Origin of the sequence: Mesorhizobium sp. AD1-1 (assembly GCF_020164655.1) — a bacterium.
In the GTDB taxonomy this organism is placed as follows: Bacteria; Pseudomonadota; Alphaproteobacteria; order Rhizobiales; family Rhizobiaceae; genus Mesorhizobium; species Mesorhizobium ciceri.
The window spans coordinates 182,309-206,870 of sequence record NZ_JAIUGP010000004.1 but is presented as its reverse complement, the minus strand read 5'-3'; the positions used below and the strand labels follow the sequence as shown (position 1 = coordinate 206,870).

Here is a 24,562-nt window from a genome sequence, read left to right as displayed (position 1 = left end):
CCCTTCCAGTCCCAGGCGCGCCCCATGCACGCCTTACAAGTCAACAAGCTCCCAGGCGCGCTTCAGGCGCGCCCTATAGGGCCAACAGATCCTTCAGCAGGGTCTCGTCGGCGAACGCCTCCGGCGCGCCTTCATGGACGATCCTGCCCTTCTCCATCACCAGGCAGCGGTCCGATGACTTGAGAACGAGATCGAGATTCTGCTCGACCAGCACGATCGCGATGCCGCGTTCGCGCGCGATGCGCGGCACCAGCTCGGCGATCGACTGCACGATGTTCGGCTGTATGCCTTCCGAAGGCTCGTCGAGCAGCAGCACCGAGGGCAAGCCGCACAGCGCGCGGCCGATCGCCAGCATCTGCTGCTGGCCGCCTGAAAGCGTGCCTGCGATCTGTGCTTCGCGTTCGCGCAGGATTGGAAAATAGCCGAAGATGTCGGCCGGAATGCCGCCGTCGCCACGGTCCTTGGCAGCGCGGGTGCCGACCTCCAGGTTTTGCCGCACCGTCAGCTGGTTGAAGATCCCGCGCCCCTGCGGCACATGCGCAATGCCTGCCCGCGCGCGGCGGAAGGCCGGCGCGTTGGTGAGGTCCTTGTCACCGAGAACGACCGCGCCACCACTCGCCCGCAAGCCGCCGGCGATGACGCGCAGCAGCGTCGTCTTGCCAGCGCCGTTACGGCCGAGCAGGCCGACGACTTCGCCCGGCGCGACACTGAGGTCGATGCCGTTCAGCACCGGGAGCGGGCCGTAGCCGGCCGAGACCGCCATTGTCCGCAGCATAGTCAGCGCCTCCCCAGATAGACGTCGCGGACCATCTCGTCGGTCTCGATGTCGTGGAAAGGACCGCTGCGCAGGCGGCGTCCCTGATGCAGCACCAGCGTCTCGCAGTTCAGCGCCCGTACGAAGCGGATATCGTGTTCGACGGCGACGATCGAGAACTCGCCCTTTAGGCGCAGCAGCATATCGGCCGTCGCCAGCGTCTCCTGCGGCGTCATGCCGGCGGTGGGTTCGTCGAGCAAAAGCAACCGCGGCTCGATTGCCAGCGCCATGCCGATCTCCAGCCATTGCTTCTGGCCATGCGCGAGTTCGCCGGCCGGTGTGGCGGCGCGATTGCTCAGCGCGACCAATTCCAGCAATTCGTCAACCGGGCGCACAGGCGAGGGCGCCCCCCAGCGGGCGACCTTCACATTGTCTTCCACCGAGAGGCTCGGGAAGACGGACGGGATCTGGAACTTGCGCGCGATGCCGAGCCGGGCGATGCGATGCAGCGGCAGGCCGGCTATGTCGTGGCCGAGGAAGCGCACGCTGCCGCTGGTCGGGCGCAGCGTACCGGTCAACACATTGAGGAAGGTGCTTTTGCCGGCGCCGTTCGGGCCGATGATGCAGCAGAGTTCCTTGTCGCGTACAGTGAGGTTCAGGGCCTCCAGCGCCTGCAGCCCGCCAAAGCGGATGCCGACATTTTCGGCCTGGAGCAGGATGTCGCTCATTGTGCGCGCCTCCCGCCTTTGAACAGGGCTTTCAGTCGCGCGTAGATCGACAGGATGCCGTCCGGCAGGACGAAGACGATGATGACGAAGACACAGCCGAGCAATAGCGGCCACAGGCTCGGGTTGAAACTGCTGATCGTCTGCTGCGCACGCTGGATGAAGATGGCGCCGAGCACCGGCCCCAGCAGCGTGCCGCGCCCGCCGACCGCCACCCAGACGATGACTTCCGTCGACAGAAGCAGTCCGGACAGATCCGGTGCCACCAACCCCGCCATGCAGACATAGAGCGCGCCGGCAAGGCCGGCGATCGCCGCCGACAGGACGAAGGTGACGAGCAGCCGCAACGGCGCATTGTGGCCGAGCGCTGCTGCCCGGACTTCATTGTCCTGTATGGCGGTCAGCACCGTACCCCAGCGCCCGCGGCTGATCGACCACAGCGCCAGCACGGTCACCGCGACGATGGCCGAGACGAAGATGTAGCTGGGCAGGTCCTGGCTGAGATCGACGTGCAGCCCGCCGACATCGAAGGCAATCGGCGGAATGCCGATCAGCCCGCTGTCGCCGCCGGTGACCGAGCTCCAGGAGACCGCCGCCTGCTGGCAGATGACGCCCATGGCCAGCGTGACGATGGTGAAATAGCTGCCACGGATGCCGCCGAAAAACAGGAAGTAGCCGATGATGGCGGAGACCAAGGCCGCACCGGCCACCGCACCGATGATGCCAAGCAGGCTGGCGAAGGAGATCGCATCGTTGAGCGTGATCAGCGCCATGATGTAGCCGCCGATGCCGAAAAACGCAGCGTGGCCGAAACACAGGATTCCAGTGCGGCCCCAGAAGAAGTCGAGGCTCGCGGCGAACAGGCCGAAGATCAGCGCATCGCGGATCACGGTCAGCTGATACCCGCCGACAAAGAACGGATAGATGATCGCGAGCGCCACGCAGGCGGCGAAGATCAGCAGCCAGTTGCGGTCGCGGGCGATCATCGCGACGCTCCGTTGAACAGGCCGTTGGGCCGAAGCCGGACAGCGACGATGGCCGCCAGCAGCACGACCGCCTGCGCCAGCGACGGCGAGATCTGATAATTGAGGATGCTGGTCAGCCCGCCGACGAAGACGCTGCCGGCGACGAGGCCGCCGATCGAGCCGACGCCGCCGACAATGACGACGAAGAAGGCGTTGGCGAGATAGTTCACCCCCATCTGCGGCAGCACGATCGCCAGCGGCGCGACCAGTCCGCCGGCGAGCCCGGCGATGGCCGCGCCGAAGGTGAAGGCGATGGCGTAGGTGCGCCGCGTGTTGATGCCGACGCCCTCGGCCATTTCTCGGTTCTGGATGACGGTGCGGATGTCGAGACCGAAGGACGTGCGGCTGATCAGCAGGATGACGCCGAGCAAGGTCAGCATGGCGATGCCGATCAGGATCAGCCGATAGGCCGGGTAGACGGTGAAGAAGAGGTCGAGCGTGCCCTCGATAGGCGGCGTCACCGGCTTGGCGCCGAGACCGAAGATCAGTTCCAGCCCTTGCTGCAGGATCAGGCTGACGCCCCAGGTGGCAAGCACAGTTGAGACCGGCCTGGAATAGAGATGGCGGATGATGGCGAATTCGAGGATGCAGCCGATCACCGCGCCGGCGATGGGGGCAGCCGCCAGCCCTAGCCAGAACGAGCCACCCATGCTCTGGACGAAATAGACCGCGAAGGCGCCGACGGTGACGAACTCGCCATGTGCCAAATTGGTCACGTTCATCAGGCCGAAGCTAATCGCTAGCCCGAGCCCGACCAGCATCAGGATACTGATCAGCGTCAGCGCATTGAGCAGCGTGGTGATGACGAAATCCATCGCGTCAGGCCGCACTGGCGAGACGTTGGCGCAGGCCGGCGAGCAGGCCTTCGGCGGCATCGATCACCGCGGCCTGATGAAGCTGCAGGTCTTGCCCGGCCCATTCGTCGATATGGTCCGACAAAGGGTCGACCACTTCGGTACGGTGATTGGCTAGCGTCTCGATGACGGCATGGCCGCAGAACGGCACATAGCCCTCGGAGTAGCCGCCTTCATGGGTCATCATCAGGCGCCCTTGCGAGGTCTCGGCGGCCAGCGCAACCATGCGCGCGGCAAGACGCCTGAAGCATTCGCTGTTGAGCATCATGCGGCCGAGTGGATCGAAGCCGGACGCATCGAAGCCGGAGGCGACGATGACGAGGTCCGGTCTGTAGGCGCGCAGTGCCGGCGCGACAACGCGGTCGAAAGTCGCTTCATAAGCACCGGTTCCGCTGCCGGCCGGCAGCGGGATGTTGATGTTAAAGCCCTCGCCGGCATCTTTCCCGTTGTCGGCCAGCGCACCGCGCCCGGTCGGATAGAGATTGTCCTGGTGCACGGAAATGGTCAGAACCGACGGGTCGGAATAGAACACCGTCTCGGTGCCGTTGCCGTGATGCACATCCCAGTCGACTATCGCCGCGCGCCCGAGCAGGCCTTCATGCTGCAGCCGGCGGACAGCGACGCCAATGTTGGAGAACAGGCAGTTGCCCATCGCCTGGTCGGGCTCGGCATGGTGTCCCGGCGGCCGCGCCAGCGCATAGGCATTGTCGACGCGGCCCGTCAGCACGGCGCGCATCGCGGCATAGGTGGTGCCGGCCGACAGCAGCGCGATGTCAAAACTGTTGAGGCCGATCGGCGCCTGCGGCCCGGCGAAACCGGAGCCGCGTTCGCTGAGCATGCGAATATCGTCGACATGGCGTTGCGTGTGCACGCGCAACAGGTCGTCGACCGAGACCGGCTCGGGGATGATCGGCACCAGATGCCGCGACAGGCCGCTGACCTGGATGAGGTTGTTCAGCCGGCGCTTGGAGCCAGGGGATTCCAGATGCCGGCCGGGTTCCACGAAACGGCCGGGCGGCATCATGTCGGCGCTGGAGCCGGTGTCATGCCACATCAGCTGTTCGTGAAAAACGTAGCCTGTCGCCATCCGCAGCGTCCTCTGAAAACCAGGTGACGCTAGCAGGCTAACGATCAGATCGCCCGACCCGAAAGTGGGGTCGCGCCTCTTATCTATGCCCCTCCTTTCGGAGGGGTATGGGCGCCTGCAGATCCTTGCGCAGCGCGCACCGCCTGCACCCGGTTGGTCACCGCGAGCTTGCCGAAAATGTTCTTCAGATGCCATTTCACCGTGGTCTCGCTCACCGACAACGCCAAGGCGATATCGCGGTTGGACATGCCCTCGGTGAGATAGCGCAGCAGTTCGGCCTCGCGCTGGGTGAGCTGTTCCTTCTCGGCGGCTGGTGCGGCCAGCTTGCGCGTCGACACGGGCATCGCCTGCGCGGCATCGATGATGCGCGACGCATAGGCTGACAGTGCGGGATCGGTCTTCGCCTGGGCCGCGCGCAGCCGCATCAACCCTTCGACAACAGGCCTTCCCTCGTCGACGAAAGAGCGGATGAAGCCGGAGGGTTGGGCGAGACGCAACGCATTGAGGAGATTGCGGTCTGCCTCGCGTTGGTCGTGGGCAGCGCTGGCCGCTTTGGCGCGCAGGATCAGCGCCAATATATGGCGGCGCATGCGCCCGCTGTCTTTCGTGCGCTCGAGCAGCGCGTCGAAAACCCCCGCGGCAGCGGCATAGGATTTCTCGGCCGTCAGCAGGCGGCCCTCGGCAAAGAACTCGAACTCGTTGGCGGTAGTGATGACCACCGAAGCCTCGGTCCCTTCGCCCCGATGCTCGGCCAGCAGCGCACGCGCCTCGGCAATACGGTTCTGGTCGAGCAGCACACGTATGCGGTCATGCACGATCATCGATGCCAGGCGGCGATACACCGTGCCATGTACGCGTTGATAGACGCGCTCAAGCATATCCAGTGCCGCTTCGGTGCGACCGGTCAGCTGCAGCACGCGGGCATAGGTCGGCACGCTGGCCAGAGGATAGACAATGACTGCCGCGCCTTCGATCTGCGGTCCGAGATTCTCGACCAGGGTCAGCGCTTCGCCCGACGCATTGGTCTCATAGGCAAGTTCCGCAACCAGCGTGCCGGCCAGGGCCTCGGCATAGGAGTTTGCACCGATCCGCGCCCGAGCCTCGATGATCGCGTTGCGCAGCAGCCGCTCGGCGGCGGGCAAGCGGCCCGCCGAACGCTCGATCACGGCCATGTAGCAATTGGCAATGGTGACGCCGAGCAGGCTGCCGCTTCGCTCATGCGCCCGGCGTGCCGCATCGATGGCGGCGCGTGCGCCGTCGAGGTCACCCAGCGCATAGAGGTTGTAGCCAATGACATTGGCGGTAGCGCCCTCCATGAACCAGGCATCGGGCGCGATGACGCGCAGGGCCGCAAGGGCTGTGTCGCGCGCCTGATCGAACTGCTCCAGCGTGCTGTGAACGGCGGCGGCGAGAACCACGAGCTCAGCCTCGATCGTTGTGCCGGTCATCGTGCCTGGGTCGTTGCTGTCGGTCGGTCCGGTCTCGACCAACTTGCGCGCATTGCTCAGCGTCTGTTGGGCAATCTCCGGCTGGCTGCTGTGCACCGCCAACCACAGCACGACCAGTTGCAGCCGAATGCGCTGGTCGATCAGCTTCCTCGGCAGCAGTGCCAGCAGTTGGCGCACGTAGAGAAGCTGGCACTGGGCGATGAGGTCGAGCGCATTGTTCTCCACGAACACCGCCGCGCGGGCCTGGTCGCCGGCGGCCAGCGCGTGCCCGATCGCCTCTGTCAGCATCTTGCGCTCGCCGAACCATTCGGCGGCCGCCAGATGCAGCGGCGCGATCATCTCCGGTTCGCGCCGTTCCATTTCGCGGCTGAGGAAATCGCGGAACAGATGATGGAAGCGGAACCAGCGCCGCTCTTCGTCGAGCGGCACCAGGAACAGGTTGCGCGTCTCGATCTCGGTGATCGCCGCTTCGGCGTCGGCCGCGCGCATCACCGCCCGGCAGGCCTCGGCGCTGAAGCGTTCGAAGATCGAGCTGTAGAGCAGGAATTTTGCGATCGCCGGCGGCAGTTCCAGGAACACTTCGCCCATCAGGAAGTCGGCGACGTTTCGGTTGGCGCCGGTAAAATTGCCGATGACGGTTTCCGGTGCATGCGCGGCACTCAGTGACAAAGAGGCCAGTTGCAGGCCGGCGGCCCATCCTTCGGTGCGCGAGCACAAGGTCTCCACCGTGCCGCTGCTGACGCTCAGGCCCAGCTTGTCGTTGAAGAAAGCTTCGGCCTCGGATGAGGCGAAACGCAGATCGTCGGGGCCGATTTCGAAAACGTCGCCAAGCACCCGGAGCTTGCCGAGCTGCAGGTCGGGCAGGCTGCGTGAGCCGATGACGAAAGCAACATTTTCCGGCGCCTGCCGGGTCAGGCGCTCCATGAACCGCTTCACCGCCGGCGCCTCGACGGCGTGGTAATCGTCGAAGAACAGGGTGATGTCGGCCTCGCGCGCCGCCAGACCCGCCACAAGTGCCGCGAGCACGACATCGAGCTGCGGGATGGGGCTCGACTGGAAGGCAAGGTCGAGTTCCGCCGGGCTCTGGACCAGATGGCGCAGCGCGCCCACCAGATGCGATAGGAAGGCGCCCTCATCATTGTCCGTCGCCTCGCAGGACAGCCATGCCGTCAGCCTGCCGTGGCGTGCGATTTCCGCAGCCCATTGCGCCATCGTCGTCGATTTGCCGAAGCCGGCGGGCGCGGCGAACAGCACGATGCGGGTGTCGATATGACGCTCCAGCGTCGACAGAATGGTCTCGCGGCGCACCCATCGGCGATGGTGCGGCGACGCTTGGCTGACGGATTGCGGAGCTGTTCTCATCTAGGTCCGCACAGCCTGTAGCTCTCTGGGGGAGAGTCGCCGCAGCCGCTCCACTCCGCTTCGATCAGCGGAATTTGCGGTGCGGCATCGCGCGGCAAGGTTCCCTTGATACGGGGATCGTCGACGATCTCAAATCCGGTAGCGAAGGGCACGAACCCGCAGGCGCTGTAGAATCCGATGACGCTGTGATGATCGAAGCTGCTTGTATGCAGCCAGATGCGGCTCGGGTTGATACGCCATGCGAGCTCCAGTGCCCCGGCCATCAGCCGTTTGCCGAAACCGCGGCCGGTCAGGGACGGGAACAGGCCGAAATAGGTGATCTCGATCTCGTTACTGTCGGCGACGAAGAACTCGACCATGCCGAGATGCGCGCCGGTTTCGTCATGGCCGTAGTAGAGATGCTGGCGCGGGTCGGCGAAATGCTCGGTGATTTCGGCATCGGACATTTCGGAAACGCGGTCCCACAGCCAGGGTGCGCCGATCTCGAGAAAGATCGCCCGGTAGGAAACGCAGTCGGGCGTCGTGATCCGTGTCATGGCCAAGGGGTACGCGAGATCCGGCTGCGGCGTACGCGCTTCCATCCAGGTCACCGCATTGGCAAGCTTGCCAGCCGGCAGGCGATGGTAGCCAATGGCGAGATCGGTGATTTCGGCGGGCATCGTGTCTTCTGTGATCAACGCATTCCTCGTCATGTCTTCCAGAGATAGCAGTATCGGCTTGCTGCATCCGATGCCAACTCCCCCGAGACCATGGCAGTATCGAACGGCAAGTCCTGGACTGAAAGTTTGGCGCGTATGCCTCTTGCATTTCACAGGAATGGCATATGAGATATGATACATCATCCAGGTGAAAGTGAAATATGATGCCTGAGCGGATTGCGGATGAGGCCATTCTGAGGGCAGTCGATGATGGCTTCGCCCGACAGGTCGCGTTTCTGCAAGACCTCGTGCGCTTTCCCTCCCAACGTGGCGAGGAACACCCCGCGCAGTCGTTTATGGCCGCCGCCTACGAGGCGGATGGCTACGCGGTCGACATGTGGCGCGTCGATGTCGATGAGATTCGCGACCTGCCGGGTTTTTCACCCGTGGCGGTCTCTTACGACGATGCCTTCAACGTCGTTGCTACCCACACGCCGCGAAACGCGACCGGCCGCTCGCTGATCCTCAACGGCCATATCGATGTCGTTCCGACCGGACCGCTCGACCGCTGGGTGCGCGATCCCTACGACCCGGTGATCGAGGACGGCTGGATGCATGGTCGCGGCGCCGGCGACATGAAGGCCGGCCTGTCCGCCTGCCTCTATGCACTGAGCGCCTTGCGTAGCCTTGGCTATCAGCCGGCCGCGAACGTGTATCTCCAGTCGGTGGTCGAGGAGGAATGCACCGGCAATGGCGCGCTTGCATGCCTGCAGCGCGGCTACCGCGCCGACGCCGCCTTCATTCCCGAGCCGCTGGAACCAAGGCTGATGAGGGCTCAGGTCGGGCCGATCTGGTTCCGGGTCGAGGTCGACGGCGATCCGCAGCATGCGTCGGGTGCATTTTCGGCCGGCGCCAATGCCATTGAAAAAGCCTTCGTCATCATCCAGGCGCTGAAGCAGCTCGAAATCGTCTGGAACGCGCGCAAGGTCGATGATCCGCATTTCCATGATCACCCGCATCCGATCCGCTTCAACCTCGGCAAGATCGAAGGCGGCGAGTGGACATCGAGCGTTCCGGCGCGCTGTGTCTTCGAGATTCGCGTCGCCACCTATCCCGGCCAGAGGCTCGAAGACGCCAGGGCCGAGCTCGAGGCCTGCATTGCCGATGCGGCGCGCGCCGATCCGTTCCTGGCCAACCGACCACCCAAGATGACCTACAATGGCTTCATGGCCGAGGGCTATGTGCTGGAGGGCGCCGACGAGATGGAAGCGGTGCTACGCCGCAGCCATACCGCCGTCTGGGGCGAGCCGCTGACGGAACACGTCACCTCGGCGACCACCGATGCACGTTTCTTCGGCCTCTATGCCGACACGCCGGCGATCGTCTACGGCCCGATCTGCCGCATGCCGCATGGCTATGACGAGGCCGTCGATCTCGACTCGGTGCGCAAGGTCACCCAGACGATCGCGCTGTTCATCGCCGACTGGTGTGGCCTCGAACCTATCGAGGCTAAGCCATGAATGCGGCGGTGCCCGATGCGTTCGGCGAAACACTCGCCGAGGACGCACCGGATGTCTCCACGGCCGACGCGCTCGCCATCCTGCGCCGGCACTACGGGCTGACCGGCACCGCGCGTCCGCTGCCTGGCGAACGCGACCACAATTTCCATATTCAGACCGACGGCGAGGGCGAGTTCGTCCTGAAGATCTCCCATCCGGCGGAAGAAGCTGGCTTCACCGATTTCCAGAACAAGGCGCTCGACCACATCCTTGCGGTCGACCCCACCTTGCCGGTTCCCTCGGTGCGCAAAAGCCTCGAGGATGAAGCGCAGTTCGCGGTCAGCGTCGCTGGATCGGCGCCGCGCATTATCCGGCTGGTGACCTATCTGTCCGGTCAGTTGCTGTCGCGCTCGCCGACTTCCGAGGCGCAGGATCGCAATCTGGGCATCTTCCTCGCCCGCCTCAGCCGGGCGCTGCGCGGCTTCTTCCATCCGGCCGCCGGCAACGACCTGCTCTGGGACATCCGCAAGCTCGCCAAGACACGGCCGATGATGGCGCACATCACTGATCCGAGTCGGCGGGCGATGGTCGAGCGCGCGATCGACTCCTTCGAGCAGCATGCTGCGCCGGTCATCCCGAGCCTGCGCGCGCAGATCGTCCACAACGACATGAATTCCTACAATGTGGTGATGGATGCTTCGCGGCCGGAGGTCGTGAGCGGCATTCTCGATTTCGGCGACATGATCCATTCGCCGCTGATCTGCGACCTCGCCATCGGCGCCGTCTACCGCTGGCCGGCGGAAGGCCATCCGCTGGCACCGGCAGCGCGCTTTGTCGCAGGTTATCAGTCGCTCCAACCACTGGAGCAGGAAGAGATTGGCATTCTCTTCGATCTGATCCGTGCCCGACTTGCGCTCATCGTCAACATCGCCAGCTGGCAGGCCGAGCGTTTCCCGGCCAAGCGCGACTACGTGCTGCGCCTCGCCACCGAAGTCTGGGCTTCACTCGAACGGTTGAACGGCCTGTCGTCCACCGATGCCCGCCGCTATTTTCTCGACCATTCCAATCCGGAGTAGATTCCCGTGTCCCAGTCCTCGCCATACCCCGCAAATGCCGACGCGGCTGCATCGGGGCGCGCGCTGCTCGAACGCCGCGCCAGGCTGCTTGGGCCGACCTACCGCGCCTTCTACCGCAACCCGATCCATCTGGTGCGCGGCAGCGGTGTGTGGCTCTACGACGCCCAGGGCCGCAAGTTCCTCGACGCCTACAACAACGTCGCCTCGGTCGGGCATTGCCATCCGCGCGTCGTCGAGGCGCTTTCGAGGCAGGCCGCAACGCTCAACACCCACACACGCTATCTCAGCGAGATCATCCTCGATTACGCGGAAAAGCTTCTCGGCACCGTTCCGGCCCATCTCGGCCACGCGATGTTCACCTGCACCGGCAGCGAGGCGAACGACCTTGCCATCCGCATTGCCCAGCATTCCAGCGGCGGCACCGGGGTGATCATCACCGATTTCGCCTATCACGGCGCCACCATAGCGACGGCGCAACTGTCGCCGGCGGCGGTCGGGGCAAAGGGGGTGCCAGCGCACCACCGCACGGTGGCAGCGCCGGACACGTTCCGCGACCATGGCCGGGCCGCGCATGATTTCGCCGGAAATGTCGCCGCTGCCATAGAGGACATGCGAGCAAAAGGCATCAAGCCGGCGGCGCTGCTTCTCGACTCGGCCTTTTCCAGCGACGGCATTTTCTTTCCCGATGCGAAGGTGATGCGCGAGGCAGCCGATCACGTCAAAAAGGCCGGCGGCATCGTCATCGCCGATGAGGTCCAGTCCGGCTTCGGCCGGCTTGGCCAGGGCATGTGGGGCTTCGCAAACTATGGCATCGAGCCTGACATCGTCTCGATGGGCAAGCCGATCGGCGATGGGCACCCGATGGGTGCCGTGCTCGTGCGGCCGCAGCTTGTCGCCTCCTTCGGTTCGAACACCGGCTACTTCAACACCTTCGGCGGCAATCCGGTCGCGGCCGCCGTCGGCCTCGCCGTTCTGGAGGTCATCGAAGGCGAGGGGCTGATCGAGAATGCGCGCAATGTCGGCGCCTATACGAGTGAACTGCTGCGCGCCCTGCAGGGCCGGCACGGCGCGGTCGCTGATGTCAGGCACAACGGCCTCTATTTCGGCGTCGAGCTGACGGCGGACGGCGACGAGGCTCTGGCCGCCACCAAGACATCGGCGGTCGTCGAAGCCATGCGCGAGGACGGCGTGCTGATCTCGTCCTGCGGTCCGCGCGGCAATGTGCTGAAGATCAGGCCGCCACTGCCCTTTGCCAGGGACAATGCCGAGCAACTGGCCGAGACGCTCGATCGCGCTCTGTCGAACTGGTGATCGGAGCGGCCCGCGTATGCTGAAGCTTGAACATCAGACCCTGAATGACCGCGCCTATGGCGCGCTCAAGCAGGAGTTGATTTCCGGCGGCTTCAGCCCGGGCCAGGCGCTGGTCATCCGCAAGCTCGCCGAGACGTTCGGCATCTCGACGACACCGATCCGCGAGGCGCTGCAGAGGCTTGTCGCCGAGCGGCTGCTCGAGATGCAGAACAACCGCTCGGTCATCGTGCCGTTGCTGTCCGCGCCTGCCTTCGAGGAGCTGACGCGCATCCGCATCGCCGTCGAGGGACTGGCGGGCGAGATGGCGGCGACCAGGATGAGCGAAAGCGGGCTGGCTGACATCCAGGCGACGCTCGCCGGCATGCAGCGTGCCATTGAGGCCGGCGACGCCAGGGCCTATCTCTCATTGAACGAGGCGTTCCACTTCGCCATCTACCAGCATGCCGGCGCGCCGATCCTTTTGAACATGATCCGCGACCTCTGGGGGCGGGTCGGGCCTTATCTCAAGCTGCTGATGCAGGCCGATCGCTACATCCCGCAGTCCAACGACGCGCATCGCAAGATCGTCGCCGCACTGGAGCAGCGCAGCGGTCCCACTGTGCGGATTTTCATAGAAGAGGACATCGCCGTGGCGGCCGCTGTGCTGTCTGCAAACCTTGACGCTGCCAGGTAGCCGTCGGCCTAGCTCGTCCCGTCCAGCCGGTCGCGCAGCATGCTCCAGCCGAGCAGCATGTTGGGCGCGTGCCGCAGCACGGCGTGGAACGGTATTGGCGCCGGCGGCGCGAAGGGCAGCGGCAGGTCGCGGGCGTCGGTGCCGGCGGCCCAGTCGGCCAGAACCTTGCCCATCGCCGTCGTCATGGCCATGCCGCGCCCGTTGCAGGCGCGACCGGCGATCAGTCCCGGACCGAGGTCGATCAGGTGCGGCAGGAAATCCGGTTCGACCGCTGCCATTCCCGACCAGCTGTAGGCAAGCGGCGGCAGGTCGGGCAGACCGAGATGCCGGCCGAGCCTTCGCCAGATCGTCTGCGGTACGCGCGTATCCGCACCGGCGCCAAGGATATGCATGCCGCCGCTGATCAGCCGGTTTTCGGCGTCGAAGCGGAAGGTGAACAGATTGCGTCTGGTGTCACCGACACCTTGCCCGCCGGGAAGCAATCGGTTGCGCACTTCACGAGGCAGCGGCGCTGTCGCGATCTGGAAGACTTTCAGCGGGAAGTAGGTTCGCTGCAACGACGGATTGAGGGACCAGCCATAGGCGTTGGTGGCGATCAGCACCTTGCCCGCGCGTACCGAGCCAGAGGGCATTTTCAGCATCCAGCCATCGGCTATGCGATCAACCGAGGTGACGCGCGTCTGCTCGAAGATCTTTGCGCCGGCCTTCTCCGCCGCATCGGCCAATCCGCGCGCATAGGCGACCGGATTGAGCACGCCGCCGGAACGGTCCATCCAGCCGCCGACATAGCCTGGCACGCCTGTCAGGGCTTCGACTTCCTGCCGATCCAATGTGACTGCCGGCCGGCCACGCTGTGCCCACTGACCGGCACGTGACTTGACCTTTTCAAAGGCGGCAGGCGAATGCGCCGGCTGGATCCATCCGTTCTGCACGGCGTCGCAGTCGATGCCGTGCTGCCGGATCAGGCGGAAAACCAGGTCGGCGCTGCCGGCGGCGAAATCGATCAGCCTTTCGCCACGCGATGGTCCGAGATGGGCCAGTATGTCGGCCGGGTCCATCTTGGCGAAGTTCGGCACGACGAAGCCAGCATTCCTGCCGGTTGCGCCCCAGGCGATGAATTCGGCTTCGAGAACGGCGACGGAAAGGCCTTTGCCGGCGGCGTGCAGCGCGGTTGAAAGGCCCGAAAAGCCGCCGCCGACGATTGCTAGGTCGACATCGAGCCCGCCTTGCAGTGCCGGCCGCTCACGTCGATTGCGGCCGACGGCATGCCAGAGCGAAACGCCGTGCGCTTCCTGCCGGATGACGGCATTCATGAGCTGGAACTGCTCCTGTCTGCAGCGATCCTCGCCCGCTTGCCAAACCAAGGCCGCCGTGGCCTGTCGCCGAACAGCCCGTTCGGCCGGACCAGCAGGATAACGCAGAGCATGACGCCGATGGCGGCGATCTGCAGCGCGGCGGCACGAGCCTGCTGTTCCGGCGGGAACAGGATGCTGGTCAGCGTGCCCGACCCAGCCCATATCGCCCAGACCAGGATGCTGCCGACGACGGCGCCGAGATTGCTGCCCGAACCGCCGACGATCAGCATCACCCAGACCTGGAAAGTCAGGATCGGCAAATAATTGTCCGGCGCGATGAAGCCGGTGAAATGCGCCTGCAGTGCACCGGCCAGCGCCATGATGGCGCCGCCCACGGCAAAGGCCTGGACTCGGTAGAAACGCGCGCTCTTGCCAAGCGAGATCGCCGCCCGCTCATCCTCGCGTAGCGCCTTCAGCACGCGGCCCCACGGGCTGCGCGACAGATGTTCCAGAGCGAAATAGGCGACCAGAGTCACCGCCGCGACCACGGCAAGGTTCGACAGGTTGAACAGCAGCGGCGTCTCGGCAAGGCTGCCGAAGGGGCGCGGGATGAAGCCGATGCCGAACGGGCCGCCGGTCAGTTTCTGCGCGTTGAGCGCGACCAGTTGCACGACGACGGCGACGCCGAAGGTGGTGATCGCCAGATAGTCGGACCTGAGCCGCAGCGTCGCCATGCCAGTTAACGCCGCGGCAATGCCGCCGACGACCATGGCGCCCGCCCAGCCGACAACGATCGGCAGGCCAAGGCCACCCAGCCGCGCGGCGTCGTCGGGAGTGGTCAGCAATGCCGAGGTGTAGGCGCCGATGGCGACGAAGCCGGCAAGGCCGACATTGAACAGGCCGGTCAGGCCCCACTGCAAATTGAGCCCCAGCGTGACCAGCGAAAAGATCAGCGCGGTGGTCAGGAAGAAGGCGCCGTAGCCGATCAGATCCATCAGCGTTCCCTCACACCAAACAGGCCGATCGGCCGCACGAACAGCACCGCCATCAGGATGATGAAGGAGACGGCGGCGCGCCATTCGGCGCCGATCAGCTGCACGGCACCGGCCTCGGCGAGCCCGATGATCAGGCCGCCGAGCACGGCGCCGGGGATGCTGCCGATGCCGCCGAGAATGGCGGCGGCAAACATCGGCAGCAGCATGTCGAAGCCCATGAACGGGCGGATCTGCACCAGGATGCCGATCATCACGCCGGCCACGCAGGCCAGCGCCCCGCCGATGACCCAGGTGACGCGCACCACGCTGGCGACGTCGATGCCGACGATGCGGGCCAGTGCCGCGTTCTGGCTCAGGGCCTGCATCGAGCGGCCGGTCTGCGTGCGCGTCATCAACAGATGCACGGCGAGCACCAGCACCGCGGTCAGCAGCAAAAGCGCGATCTGGTCTGATGTGATGCGGATGCCGAAGCCGACCGGCATGGCGATCTGGATCGCCCGGCTGAAATAGGTCGGCCGCGAGGTGAAGGTGAATTCGAGCAGGCTTCTCAGCGCCATCGAGGCACCGAAGCTCGCCATCACCACGATGATCGCCTGGCCTTGCGAGCGCAGCCGCGAAAACAGCACCTTGTCGAGCAGCAGCGCCAGCAAAGCGGTGAACGCCATGCCGGCGACCAGCGCGACAATCAGCGGCCAGCCGAAGGACAGCGGTGCGATCGGTGCCACCTTGCCGACTGTCGCGCCGATGGCGCTGACGACGGCCAGCGTCGCATAGGTGCCCCAGGCCATGAAGTCGCCATGGGCAAAGTTCGAGAAGCGCAGGATCGAATAGGTAAGCGTCACGCCGATGGCGCCCAAGCCGATCATCGAACCCGTCAGCAATCCGTCGACGACAAATTGCAGGCTCATGCCCCACCTCCTGTGCCGGACTTGCGGGGGCGCTGGCCGAGATAGAGTTCGGCGACTACCGGATCGTTCCACAGCTCGGAAGCAATGCCCTCGTGCCGGTCTTTGCCTTCGACCAGCACATAGGCGCGGTCGCCGATGGCGAGCGCTGCCTTGGCATTCTGTTCGACGAGCAGGATGGTGACGCCGGACTTGCGGATGTTTGCCAGCATCTCGAACACCATCGAGACGAATTTCGGCGACAGGCCGGCCGACGGCTCGTCTAGCACCAGCACCTTGGGGTGGACGATCAGCGCCCGCGCAACGGCGAGCATCTGCCGTTGTCCGCCCGAGAGGTTGCCGGCGGCGGTGCGGCGCTGGCGGACGAGATCGGGGAAGGCGGCATACATCTCCTCGATGCGCGCAGGAATCTCGCGCCGCTCAAGGATGCCGCAAGCAACTCTGAGATTGTCCTCGACCGACATCAGTGGGAAGATATTTTCGGTCTGCGGCACGAAGGCCAGCCCGAGCCGCACCATGGTGTGGGCCGGCGCGGCAGTGATGTCCTTGCTGTCCAGAAACACTGTGCCGCCGGTGATCGGGACGAGGCCGGCGATGGCCTTGATGAAGCTAGACTTGCCGGCGCCGTTGGGGCCGAGCACCACGACGATCTCGCCCTTGGCGACGGTGATCGAGGCGCCGCGCACGATCGGCACGCCGGGCTCGTAGCCGGCTTCGAGGTCGCGGACATCGAGAACGATCTCGCTCATGCCGCGCCTCCGAGATAGGCCTCGATGACGCGCGGGTCGCGAGCGACCTCTTCGGCCGTGCCTTCACTGAGCAGCTGGCCGCTCGCCATGACGAGGACGCGATGGCAGAGCCGCGTCACCATGTCGATATTATGCTCGATCAGCAGGAAGGTGATACCGCGCGCATTGATGTCGCGGATGCGGTCGATGATGACTTCGAGCAGCGTCGCGTTGACGCCGGCCGCCGGTTCGTCGAGCAAGATGATCGCCGGATCGGCCATCATCACGCGGGCGAGTTCGAGCAGCTTGCGCTGGCCGCCGGAAAGCACGCGCGCCGGCTCATGCGCGAGATGGGCGAGGGCGACCAGTTCCAGCAGTTCAAGCGCCTTTGTCCTGGCGGCCCTTTCCTGCGCGGCGACGCGCCATGGCGTGACGAAATTGGCAAGCAGCTTTTCGCCGGCCTGACCCTGTGCCGCCAGCATGATGTTTTCGATCAGCGTCAGGTTGGGCAGCGGGCGCGGTATCTGAAACGTGCGGCCGAGACCGCGTCCGATGCGCAGATGTGCTGCTTCGCCCGAGACGCGCGCGCCGTTGAGAAGGATTTCGCCGCTGGTCGGCAATATGCTGCCGGCAAGCAGGTCGAACATCGTCGTCTTGCCGGCGCCGTTGGGGCCGATGAGGCCGAGGATTTCGCCCGCTTTGACGTTAAACGAGACGTCGTTGACCGCGACAAGGCCGCCGAACCGCCTGACGACATTCCTTGCCGTCAGAACCGGCGCGCGGGTTTCCCCTTGCCGTTTGGTTGCCTCGCTCATCAAACCCTCTGGCCGAAGACGATCGCTGCCGCCTCCTGATTATGATTTGTGATCACACTTGCGTTGATCACGCTATTCGGCTTTAATTTCCTCCGCAAGCCGAAAACCGGCCACGAACGGAATTCCATGCAAAAGGCTGCCATCGAAAAGAACAACGAGGTGATCGCGGCCCAGCTTGCGCCGGTCGGCCGCGAGACCGTGCAGGACCGCGTGTATTCCGAGCTGCGCCGCGCCCTGATTGGCGGCCTGTTCGAACCGAGCCAGGTGCTGACCATCCGCGGCCTGGCTGACGCCTTGGTCACCTCGACCATGCCGGTGCGCGAGGCGCTCGGCCGGCTGATCACGGAAAAGGCGCTGGAGGCGCTGCCTAACCGTTCGGTGCGCGTGCCGCCGATCACGCTGGAACGCCTCGACGATCTCCTGCGGGCTCGCATCCTGATCGAGGGCGAGGCGATCGCGCTGGCCGCCGCCCGCATGGGTCCGCGCCAGATCGCCACCATCGAAACCATCCTCGCCGAATGGGACGAGATGCGGGCTTTGAAACACAAGAAGGACGTCGACCGCGAAGTGACGCTCAACCAGAGCTTTCATTTCGAGATTTACCGCTCCTGCGGTTCGGCCGTGCTGATCCCGATGATCGAGAGCCTGTGGCTGCAATCGGGTCCCTGCATTCGTGTCGCCATCTACGCCTTCTCGGAAGCCGGCGAGGTCGACACCGCCCAATATCACCGCCGCATCGTCACGGCGCTGTCCACGCAGGATGCGCAGGCGGCGCGCGAGTCGCTGGTCGCCGACATCAGCCGACCCTTCACCTTCCTGCGCAGCAAGTTGCAGGCCGCCGCCGCGAAAGACCAGACATGACCGCCATCAGGATCACCGAGCCGCGCTCGCAGCTTTCCGTAACGGCATTGCTGCTGCCCGAGAAGGCGCCGGAAAACGCTGCCTTCCTCTTGGCCTACCTCGGCACGCCACGCGTTGTTCCGGGCATCCATGCGATGTGGACCGGGCCTGAGATTTCCTGTCCGGTTCCATCAACCGACCTCGAGGGCCAGGCCTATGCAAAACCGTTGCCGGCCGAGAACGCGACGCTGAACCCGCAGCCGGGCGACATCGTACTGTCCTACGTGCCGCCACGCATGTGGGGCGGCAATCCCAATGCGATCTTCGACATTGGCCTCTACTACGGGCAGGGCGCGCGGCTCTTGTTCCCGATAGGCTGGCTGGCCGGCAGTGTGGTGGCGCAGGTGCGCGTCGAAGAGCGTGACCGGTTCGCCTCCGCGTGCGGTGTCATCCGCCGCAACGGCGCCTGCGATATCACCTTCAGCCTGATGGAGGCCTGACATGGCCGACGACAGTTTCGAGCTGTTCGACCTTCGCGTCGAGGCGGTCATCCCCAAGGGCAAACCTATCTATTGCGGCGCCAAGGAAGGCGACTATTTCGAGCTCAAGGGCGAGATGCTGTCGATGCCGGCAGGGCAGGGTTTTTCGATCTATTCGATCGCCGCCGTGTTGCCGCTGCTGGCAGCCAAGCAGCGCCCAACCCACCCGAACGACTGGATGACCTCGGACGCCGAGATCGCTTGTCCCGATCCCAATTGCGGCAGCCGGCTGCGGATCGTCAGGGCCGCCAAGCGGCGGTTCAGCCACGCCGAGACGACGGCGGTGCCGCTGCCGAAAGAGGATGACCTGAGATGACCGCAAACACCTTCGAACTCGGCCCCGGCTACACCATCTCGCGCGTCATTCGCGGCGGCTGGCAGCTGGCTGGCGGCCACGGCGCCATTGACCGCAGCCAGGCGGTGGCCGATCTGATCGCCACGTTCGATGCCGGCATCTGGACCTATGACTGCGCCGACATCTACACCGGCGTCGAGGAGTTGATCGGTGCCGCGCGCCTGCGGCTGGCCAGCGAGCGCGGCCTCGACGTCGCGGCCCGGATGAAGGTGCACACCAAGCTGGTGCCCGACCTCGAACGGCTGGCCAGTATCAGCCGTGACTACATCAGGGGCATCATCGACCAGTCATTGCGGCGGCTGAAGACCGAGCGGCTCGATCTCGTGCAGTTCCATTGGTGGGACTATGAACAGCCGCGCTATGTCGATGCCATGGGCTGGCTCAACGAGCTTCGGTTGGAGGGCAAGGTGCGAAATCTCGGCACCACCAATTTCGACACGCCAAGGCTCGCCGAGATACTCGCTGCCGGCATCCCGCTGGTCAGCCAGCAACTGCAATATTCCGTGCTCGACCAGCGCCCGGGCAGCAGCCTGGCCGCGCTCGCAAAACAGAACGGCGTCAGCTTCCTCTGCTATGGTTCAGTCGCCGGCGGCTTCCTCAGCAACAAATGGCTCGGTGCGGCCGAGCCCGCCACGCCGCTCGAAAACCGCTCGCTGGTCAAGTACAAGCTGATCATTGACGATTTTGGCGGCTGGGAGCTGTTCCAGCACCTGCTGCAGGCGCTGAAGGCCGTTGGCGACCGCCACGGCGTTGACGTCGCCACCATCGCTAGCGCCTGGGTGCTGGAGCAGCCGCAAGTGGCGGCGGTCATCGTCGGCGCCCGCAACCAGGCCCACGCCATTGCCAATGCGAAAATCATGGACGTTGCGCTCGACGCCGAGGACCGGGAGCGGATTGCGGCCGTCATCGCGCAAGGCACCGGCCTCGAAGGTGACGTCTACACGCTGGAACGCGACCGCCGCGGCCGCCACGGTTCGATCATGCATTACAACCTCAATGCGGGGAAGAAATGAGCGGCGAACCCTCCCTGTTTTCACGCGCCAGCGCCGAAATCATCGACCTGCACCGCTTCTTCGTCGACTGGTTCGTCGCCGCGCGAGCCAACACGGTGGACTTCGGCCGCTTCGAACGCGCCATGGGCAAGGACCTCAGCATGGTGGCGCCGGACGGACATATCCTCGATCGCGAAGCGGTCGTCGACCATGTCCGCGCAAGCCGTGCTTCCTGCGACGATGGTTTCGCCATTTCGATCGAGGACATCCGGCCCGGCTGGCAGGACGCGGATACCATCGTCGTCCTCTATGTCGAAGCGCAGCTGCGCGCAGGCAAGCACAGCCGCCGTCAATCGAGCGCCGTCTTCACCACCAGTTCATCGGCGCCCAACGGCGTCGAATGGCGACATCTGCATGAAACCTGGCTGCAGGTGCCGGAACGCTGAACAGGCTACAGAATTCAAATACAGTCGAGTAACGAAAGGGGAACAACAATGACAAAGACGATACTCCAACTCACCACAGCGCTCGCTCTCGTCACGATGGCGGGTGCCGCGCAAGCCGCCGATTGCAAGATCACCGTCGGCCTCGTCATGGAGCTGACCGGCCCGGCCGGCGAATACGGCCAGGCCGGCGCCAAGTCGGTCGAGATGGCCTTCCGCGACATCAACGGAGCCGGCGGGGTGCGCGGCTGCGATCTCGTCACCGACACGCGCGATAGCCAGAGCCAGGGCAACATCGCCGTCGACGCCGCCACCCAACTTGTTCAGGTCAAGAAGGTGCCGGTCATCATCGGCGGCATCATCTCGTCGGTGTCGATCCCGATCCTGACCTCGGTGACCGCGCCAGCCAAGATCGTCCAGGTCTCGCCGGCGTCGTCCTCGCCGACGCTGACGGCGCTCGGCCGCGACGGCAAGACCAACGGCATCTTCTTCCGCACCATCACCTCGGATGCGCTGCAGGGTGTCGCCGCCGCCAAATATGCCATCGACAAGGGTTTCAAGAAGCTGTCGATCATCCACGTCAACAACGATTTCGGCGTCAACATGGTGGCCGAATTCTCGCGTGCCTACAAAGCGCTCGGCGGCACCATCGTCGCCGACACGCCTTACAATGAAAAGCAGTCGAGCTATGCCTCCGAAGTCACCGCGGCAATGGCCGGTGAACCGGACGGTCTCTACCTCGTCAGCACACCGGTCGACGGCGCCACGGTCGCCCGCACCTGGATCTCGCAGGGCGGCGTGCAGAAATTCCTGCTCAATGACGGCATGAACAGCCCGGACTTCATCGAATCCGTCGGCGCCGATTATCTGAAGGAAGCCTACGGCACGTCGTCCGGCACCAGCCCGACGGCCTCGACGGAGTATTTCACCAAGAACTATAAGGAATTCTCCGGCATCGAACCGACCAATCCGGCAGCCGACCGTTCCTATGACGCCGGCGCGATTGTTGGCCTCGCCATCGCCATTGCCGGCTCTGAGGACCCGGCCAAGATCAAGGACGCGATGTACAAGGCGGTCGATCCGGCCGGCACGCCGATCTTTGCTGGCAAGGAAGAGTTCGCCAAGGCGCTCGGCCTGATCAAGGACGGCAAGCCGATCCGCTACGAAGGCGTCATCGGCCCGGTCGCCTTCGATAAATATGGCGACATCACAGGCCCGTTCCGGCTGTGGAAGATCGTCGACGGCAAGGTAGCGACGGACGGTGAAATGACCACCGACGATGTCAACGCCTTGCAGGCCAAGCTTCAGTAAGCATCATTCCGTTTGGTCCGGCATCGATTATGTCAGCATCGATGCCGGGCCAAGAATATGGCTGCCTCATTGCGGCGCTCTTGCCCGGCACTCACGTCCGTTCCGTCGCAACTTGCCTGGGGATGAGAAAGCGGGCGGCGAGCACGCAGAGCAGCACGGTGAACATCAGGATCAGCGCCACCAGCGCATTGATATCGGGTGAGAAGCCAAGCCGCATCATCGCCCACAGCCTGACCGGCAGCGTGCTTTGCGTGCCAGTGACCAGGATGGTGATCATGGTCTCGTCGAATGACAGGGCGAAGGCCAGGATGGCGCCGCCGACCATGGCGCTCGACAGGTTCGGCAGGATGATGCGCCAGAAGGTCTGCCAGCCCGTGGCACCGAGATCGTAGGACGCTTCAACCAGCGTGCGGCTCATCGACTGCAGCCGCGTCAGTACCGTGCGGTAGACTATCGCCAACACGAAAACCGTATGGCCGATGACGACCGTCAGCAGCGAGCGTTCGAGGCCGATCTCGCGGAAGAAGATCAGCAGAGCCAGGCCGCTGATGATCGGCGGCATCAGGAACGGCAGGAAGATGATGAACTGCAGCAGCGAGCGTCCGGAACGGCGCCCATGATAATAGAGCGCCAGCAGCGTTCCGCTGACCACCGACAGGATGACGGTGCAGACGCCGACGATCAGCGTCGTGCGCAGAGCGGCCAATATGTCGTGGTTTTCAGCCAGCGCCACATAGGTCGCAAGCGTCGGCGACGACCAGTCGACGGAGCCATGCGAAATGGTGAAGAACGACGACACGATCGGCACGAACAGCGGGCTGTAGAGCAGGACCGCAACCAGTGTCGTGATCGCGGCCAGAAAGATCGTGGACAGTCGGGGCAGGGCGCTCATGCCGAAGTCCCCGGGTTGCGGCCAAAGCGTTCGCCGATGAGGATTGCGGCGATCACCACGACGGCCAGCGCCACCGACAGCGCCGCGCCGAACGGCCAGTTATAGGCCGTGCCGAACTGGCTGTAGAGGATGCGGCCGAAGGTGAAGCCGCTGATCCCGCCGACCATCTGCGGCGTCAGGAAATCGCCGATCGCCAGCACGAAGACGAAGCTCGCCGCCGAAGCGACGCCGGGCAGGCTGAGCGGCAAGGTGATGCGCAGGAAGGTCTGCAAGCCGCTCGCGCCGAGATCGTCGGATGCGCGCGGCAGCACTTGCGGAATCCGCTCCAGCGACAGGAAGATCGGCAGGATGGCGAAGGGGATCAAGAGCAGGGTCAGCGTCAAAAGGATGGCGTTCATATTGAACACGAAAAGCGTCGACGGTTCCTGCAGAATGCCGAGCGCCACCAGTGCCTTGTTGAGGAAACCGTTGAGGCCGAGGATGCTGCGGATGGCATAGATCTTGATGACGTAGCTCATCAGCAGCGGCACCAAGAGCAGCATCAGCAAGGCATAGCGCCAGCGCCCTTTCAGCGTCGTCAGGAAATAGGCGGCGGGATAGGCGAGCAGGATGCAGACGATGGCCACCGACACGCACAGCACGATGGTGTTCCAGAACACCGGCAGAAAGACCGGATCGGTAAAGAACCTGACATAATTGCCCAGCGAAAAGCCGTAGACGATCGTGCCCTGGTCGACGCTGAAGAAGCTGTAGCCGAGGAAGATCGCCAGCGGCACCAGGACGAAGACCACTGGCAAGGCAAACGCCAGCACCGTCACCAGCAGCGACAGCCGTTTTTCCGCAGGCAGTGTCGATCCGGCTTCGCTCATGCCAGCACCAGATGGCCTTCATGCGGCGCAAAGGAAAGCGATACGGCCTCGCCGGATCTGAGCGCGCTGCCGTCGACCCGGCTTGGCACGCGCAGCCGCAAGCGTTGCGCGGCATTGTCGGGGCCGGCCGCGATGGTGGCGACGGTCGACGAGCCGGCAAAGGCCAGATCGGAGATCGTGCCGGAAAAACGGTTGTCGGTGTCCTTTGCATCCGCAAGGTGCAAGGCTTCTGGACGGAACGCGGCGTAAGCGCTGGCGCCTTCCGCTGCGGCTTTCAAATGCGGCTGGTCGCTGATCGAACAGATGAGGCGCCCGAGCGCCGTCTCGATCGATCGCAGCTCGCCCTGGACCGGTCCGAGTTTCCCGGCCACCAGATTGTTCTCGCCGAAGAAACGCGCGACGAATTCGCAATTCGGTCTGTAGTAAAGGTCGTGCGGCGTGCCGAGCTGGCGGATATGGCCGGCCTCCATGACGCAGATCCGATCGGCCATGCCGATGGCTTCTTCCTGGTCATGGGTGACGAACAGGAAGGTGGTCCTGATTTCGCGCTGGATGGACTTTAGGAACACCTGCATCTGCCGGCGCAGTTCGAGGTCGAGTGCGGCGAGCGGCTCATCGAGCAGGATCAGGCGCGGCTGGCAGATCAGCGCACGGGCGAGTGCGACGCGCTGGCGCTGGCCGCCGGAGAGCTGCGCCGGAAAGCGGTCGGCGAAACGCCCGAGCTGGACCAGTTCCAGCGCCTCCGCGACTCGGCGCGCGATTTCCTTGCGCTGGACATGGCGAACCGAAAGCCCGTAGCCGACATTGCCGGAAACGGTCAGGTGCGGGAACAGCGCATAGTCCTGAAACACGGTGTTGAACGGCCGCCGGTTGATCGGCATGCGGCTGATGTCTTGCCCATCCAGGCGTATCTCCCCCGACGTCAGCGGTTCCAGCCCGCCGATCAGCCGCAGCACCGTGGTCTTGCCGGAGCCGGATGGTCCAAGAACGGTGAGGAACTCACCGTCCTTGATCGACAGGTCGATGTCGTGCAGCACGGGGACCGTGCCGTAGGATTTCGAGACGGACCGCAGCGTCAAGAGGTCGGTGTTCTGGTTCATGAAATACTCTCGCATACGCTTCGGCGGTCCG

At 64.6% G+C, this 24,562-nt stretch carries 25 protein-coding genes; 10 read left to right on the top strand and 15 right to left on the bottom strand.

The window, feature by feature from the left end; genetic code table 11:
• Positions 1 to 73 precede the first annotated feature (73 nt).
• From LB519_RS10670 to LB519_RS10640, 7 genes are all read right to left on the bottom strand, one after another.
• Complete coding sequence (locus LB519_RS10670) at positions 74 to 775, bottom strand: ABC transporter ATP-binding protein (protein WP_224619844.1); 702 nt, start codon at positions 773 to 775, stop codon at positions 74 to 76.
• Positions 776 to 777: 2 nt separating this feature from the next.
• The gene (locus tag LB519_RS10665; protein WP_224619843.1) at positions 778 to 1,482 is read right to left on the bottom strand and encodes an ATP-binding cassette domain-containing protein; all 705 of its coding nucleotides are present in this window, start codon (positions 1,480 to 1,482) and stop codon (positions 778 to 780) included.
• Positions 1,479 to 2,465, bottom strand: a complete 987-nt coding sequence (locus LB519_RS10660; RefSeq protein ID WP_024502520.1) for a branched-chain amino acid ABC transporter permease — start codon at positions 2,463 to 2,465, stop codon at positions 1,479 to 1,481. Before LB519_RS10660 ends, LB519_RS10665 begins: the two co-directional genes overlap by 4 nt.
• Positions 2,462 to 3,379 (bottom strand): urea ABC transporter permease subunit UrtB, encoded by a 918-nt coding sequence (gene urtB / locus LB519_RS10655; RefSeq protein WP_224619834.1) that lies wholly within the window; start codon positions 3,377 to 3,379, stop codon positions 2,462 to 2,464. Before urtB ends, LB519_RS10660 begins: the two co-directional genes overlap by 4 nt.
• Positions 3,324 to 4,445 carry a class II histone deacetylase gene (locus tag LB519_RS10650; RefSeq protein WP_013532992.1) on the bottom strand — a complete coding sequence of 374 codons (1,122 nt, stop codon included), beginning with the start codon at positions 4,443 to 4,445 and terminating at the stop codon, positions 3,324 to 3,326. The genes urtB and LB519_RS10650 overlap by 56 nt, the downstream gene beginning before the upstream one ends.
• A gap of 83 nt (positions 4,446 to 4,528) precedes the next feature.
• Positions 4,529 to 7,255, bottom strand: a complete 2,727-nt coding sequence (locus LB519_RS10645; protein WP_224619832.1) for a LuxR C-terminal-related transcriptional regulator — start codon at positions 7,253 to 7,255, stop codon at positions 4,529 to 4,531.
• On the bottom strand, positions 7,252 to 7,914 hold the full coding sequence (locus LB519_RS10640; protein WP_224619830.1) for a GNAT family N-acetyltransferase: 663 nt from the start codon (positions 7,912 to 7,914) through the stop codon (positions 7,252 to 7,254). The genes LB519_RS10645 and LB519_RS10640 overlap by 4 nt, the downstream gene beginning before the upstream one ends.
• Before the next feature lie 203 nt (positions 7,915 to 8,117).
• Between LB519_RS10640 and LB519_RS10635 the strand changes: the two genes are divergently transcribed.
• From LB519_RS10635 to LB519_RS10620, 4 genes are read left to right on the top strand one after another with little or no spacing between them, the layout of a single operon-like run.
• Positions 8,118 to 9,413, top strand: coding sequence for an ArgE/DapE family deacylase (locus LB519_RS10635; protein WP_224619828.1), 1,296 nt, complete (start codon positions 8,118 to 8,120; stop codon positions 9,411 to 9,413).
• Positions 9,410 to 10,468 carry a phosphotransferase gene (locus LB519_RS10630; RefSeq protein WP_224619826.1) on the top strand — a complete coding sequence of 353 codons (1,059 nt, stop codon included), beginning with the start codon at positions 9,410 to 9,412 and terminating at the stop codon, positions 10,466 to 10,468. Before LB519_RS10635 ends, LB519_RS10630 begins: the two co-directional genes overlap by 4 nt.
• Positions 10,469 to 10,474: 6 nt before the next feature.
• On the top strand, positions 10,475 to 11,779 hold the full coding sequence (locus LB519_RS10625; protein WP_224619824.1) for an aspartate aminotransferase family protein: 1,305 nt from the start codon (positions 10,475 to 10,477) through the stop codon (positions 11,777 to 11,779).
• A gap of 16 nt (positions 11,780 to 11,795) precedes the next feature.
• Complete coding sequence (locus LB519_RS10620; RefSeq protein ID WP_224619822.1) at positions 11,796 to 12,452, top strand: GntR family transcriptional regulator; 657 nt, start codon at positions 11,796 to 11,798, stop codon at positions 12,450 to 12,452.
• Positions 12,453 to 12,460: 8 nt separating this feature from the next.
• Here LB519_RS10620 and LB519_RS10615 read toward each other — a convergent pair whose 3' ends face one another.
• From LB519_RS10615 to LB519_RS10595, 5 genes are read right to left on the bottom strand one after another with little or no spacing between them, the layout of a single operon-like run.
• Positions 12,461 to 13,765 (bottom strand): NAD(P)/FAD-dependent oxidoreductase, encoded by a 1,305-nt coding sequence (locus tag LB519_RS10615; RefSeq protein WP_224619821.1) that lies wholly within the window; start codon positions 13,763 to 13,765, stop codon positions 12,461 to 12,463.
• Entirely contained in the window at positions 13,762 to 14,745 is a 984-nt protein-coding gene (locus LB519_RS10610) for a branched-chain amino acid ABC transporter permease (RefSeq protein WP_224620044.1), read from the bottom strand. Before LB519_RS10610 ends, LB519_RS10615 begins: the two co-directional genes overlap by 4 nt.
• Positions 14,742 to 15,650 (bottom strand): branched-chain amino acid ABC transporter permease, encoded by a 909-nt coding sequence (locus LB519_RS10605; protein WP_224619819.1) that lies wholly within the window; start codon positions 15,648 to 15,650, stop codon positions 14,742 to 14,744. Before LB519_RS10605 ends, LB519_RS10610 begins: the two co-directional genes overlap by 4 nt.
• Complete coding sequence (locus LB519_RS10600) at positions 15,647 to 16,396, bottom strand: ABC transporter ATP-binding protein (RefSeq protein ID WP_027163898.1); 750 nt, start codon at positions 16,394 to 16,396, stop codon at positions 15,647 to 15,649. The genes LB519_RS10605 and LB519_RS10600 overlap by 4 nt, the downstream gene beginning before the upstream one ends.
• Positions 16,393 to 17,190, bottom strand: a complete 798-nt coding sequence (locus LB519_RS10595) for an ABC transporter ATP-binding protein (RefSeq protein ID WP_013532981.1) — start codon at positions 17,188 to 17,190, stop codon at positions 16,393 to 16,395. The genes LB519_RS10600 and LB519_RS10595 overlap by 4 nt, the downstream gene beginning before the upstream one ends.
• 126 nt (positions 17,191 to 17,316) lie before the next feature.
• Between LB519_RS10595 and LB519_RS10590 the strand changes: the two genes are divergently transcribed.
• From LB519_RS10590 to LB519_RS10565, 6 genes are read left to right on the top strand one after another with little or no spacing between them, the layout of a single operon-like run.
• Positions 17,317 to 18,051: a GntR family transcriptional regulator gene (locus LB519_RS10590; protein WP_024502532.1), complete on the top strand. Its 735-nt coding sequence runs from the start codon at positions 17,317 to 17,319 to the stop codon at positions 18,049 to 18,051.
• Entirely contained in the window at positions 18,048 to 18,530 is a 483-nt protein-coding gene (locus tag LB519_RS10585; RefSeq protein WP_027163896.1) for a DUF3830 family protein, read from the top strand. Before LB519_RS10590 ends, LB519_RS10585 begins: the two co-directional genes overlap by 4 nt.
• Position 18,531: 1 nt before the next feature.
• The gene (locus tag LB519_RS10580) at positions 18,532 to 18,885 is read left to right on the top strand and encodes a TIGR04076 family protein (protein ID WP_064995058.1); all 354 of its coding nucleotides are present in this window, start codon (positions 18,532 to 18,534) and stop codon (positions 18,883 to 18,885) included.
• Positions 18,882 to 19,937 carry an aldo/keto reductase gene (locus tag LB519_RS10575; protein ID WP_013532977.1) on the top strand — a complete coding sequence of 352 codons (1,056 nt, stop codon included), beginning with the start codon at positions 18,882 to 18,884 and terminating at the stop codon, positions 19,935 to 19,937. Before LB519_RS10580 ends, LB519_RS10575 begins: the two co-directional genes overlap by 4 nt.
• A complete protein-coding gene (locus LB519_RS10570; RefSeq protein WP_013532976.1) occupies positions 19,934 to 20,362 on the top strand; it encodes a hypothetical protein in 429 nt (142 codons plus the stop codon). The genes LB519_RS10575 and LB519_RS10570 overlap by 4 nt, the downstream gene beginning before the upstream one ends.
• 48 nt (positions 20,363 to 20,410) lie before the next feature.
• Entirely contained in the window at positions 20,411 to 21,670 is a 1,260-nt protein-coding gene (locus LB519_RS10565) for an ABC transporter substrate-binding protein (protein ID WP_224619817.1), read from the top strand.
• A gap of 91 nt (positions 21,671 to 21,761) precedes the next feature.
• On the opposite strand, the gene LB519_RS10560 is transcribed toward LB519_RS10565, so the two are convergent.
• From LB519_RS10560 to LB519_RS10550, 3 genes are read right to left on the bottom strand one after another with little or no spacing between them, the layout of a single operon-like run.
• On the bottom strand, positions 21,762 to 22,562 hold the full coding sequence (locus LB519_RS10560) for an ABC transporter permease (protein ID WP_127366329.1): 801 nt from the start codon (positions 22,560 to 22,562) through the stop codon (positions 21,762 to 21,764).
• Positions 22,559 to 23,431: an ABC transporter permease gene (locus tag LB519_RS10555; protein ID WP_224619815.1), complete on the bottom strand. Its 873-nt coding sequence runs from the start codon at positions 23,429 to 23,431 to the stop codon at positions 22,559 to 22,561. The genes LB519_RS10560 and LB519_RS10555 overlap by 4 nt, the downstream gene beginning before the upstream one ends.
• Positions 23,428 to 24,531: an ABC transporter ATP-binding protein gene (locus tag LB519_RS10550; protein WP_013532972.1), complete on the bottom strand. Its 1,104-nt coding sequence runs from the start codon at positions 24,529 to 24,531 to the stop codon at positions 23,428 to 23,430. The genes LB519_RS10555 and LB519_RS10550 overlap by 4 nt, the downstream gene beginning before the upstream one ends.
• Positions 24,532 to 24,562 lie beyond the last annotated feature (31 nt).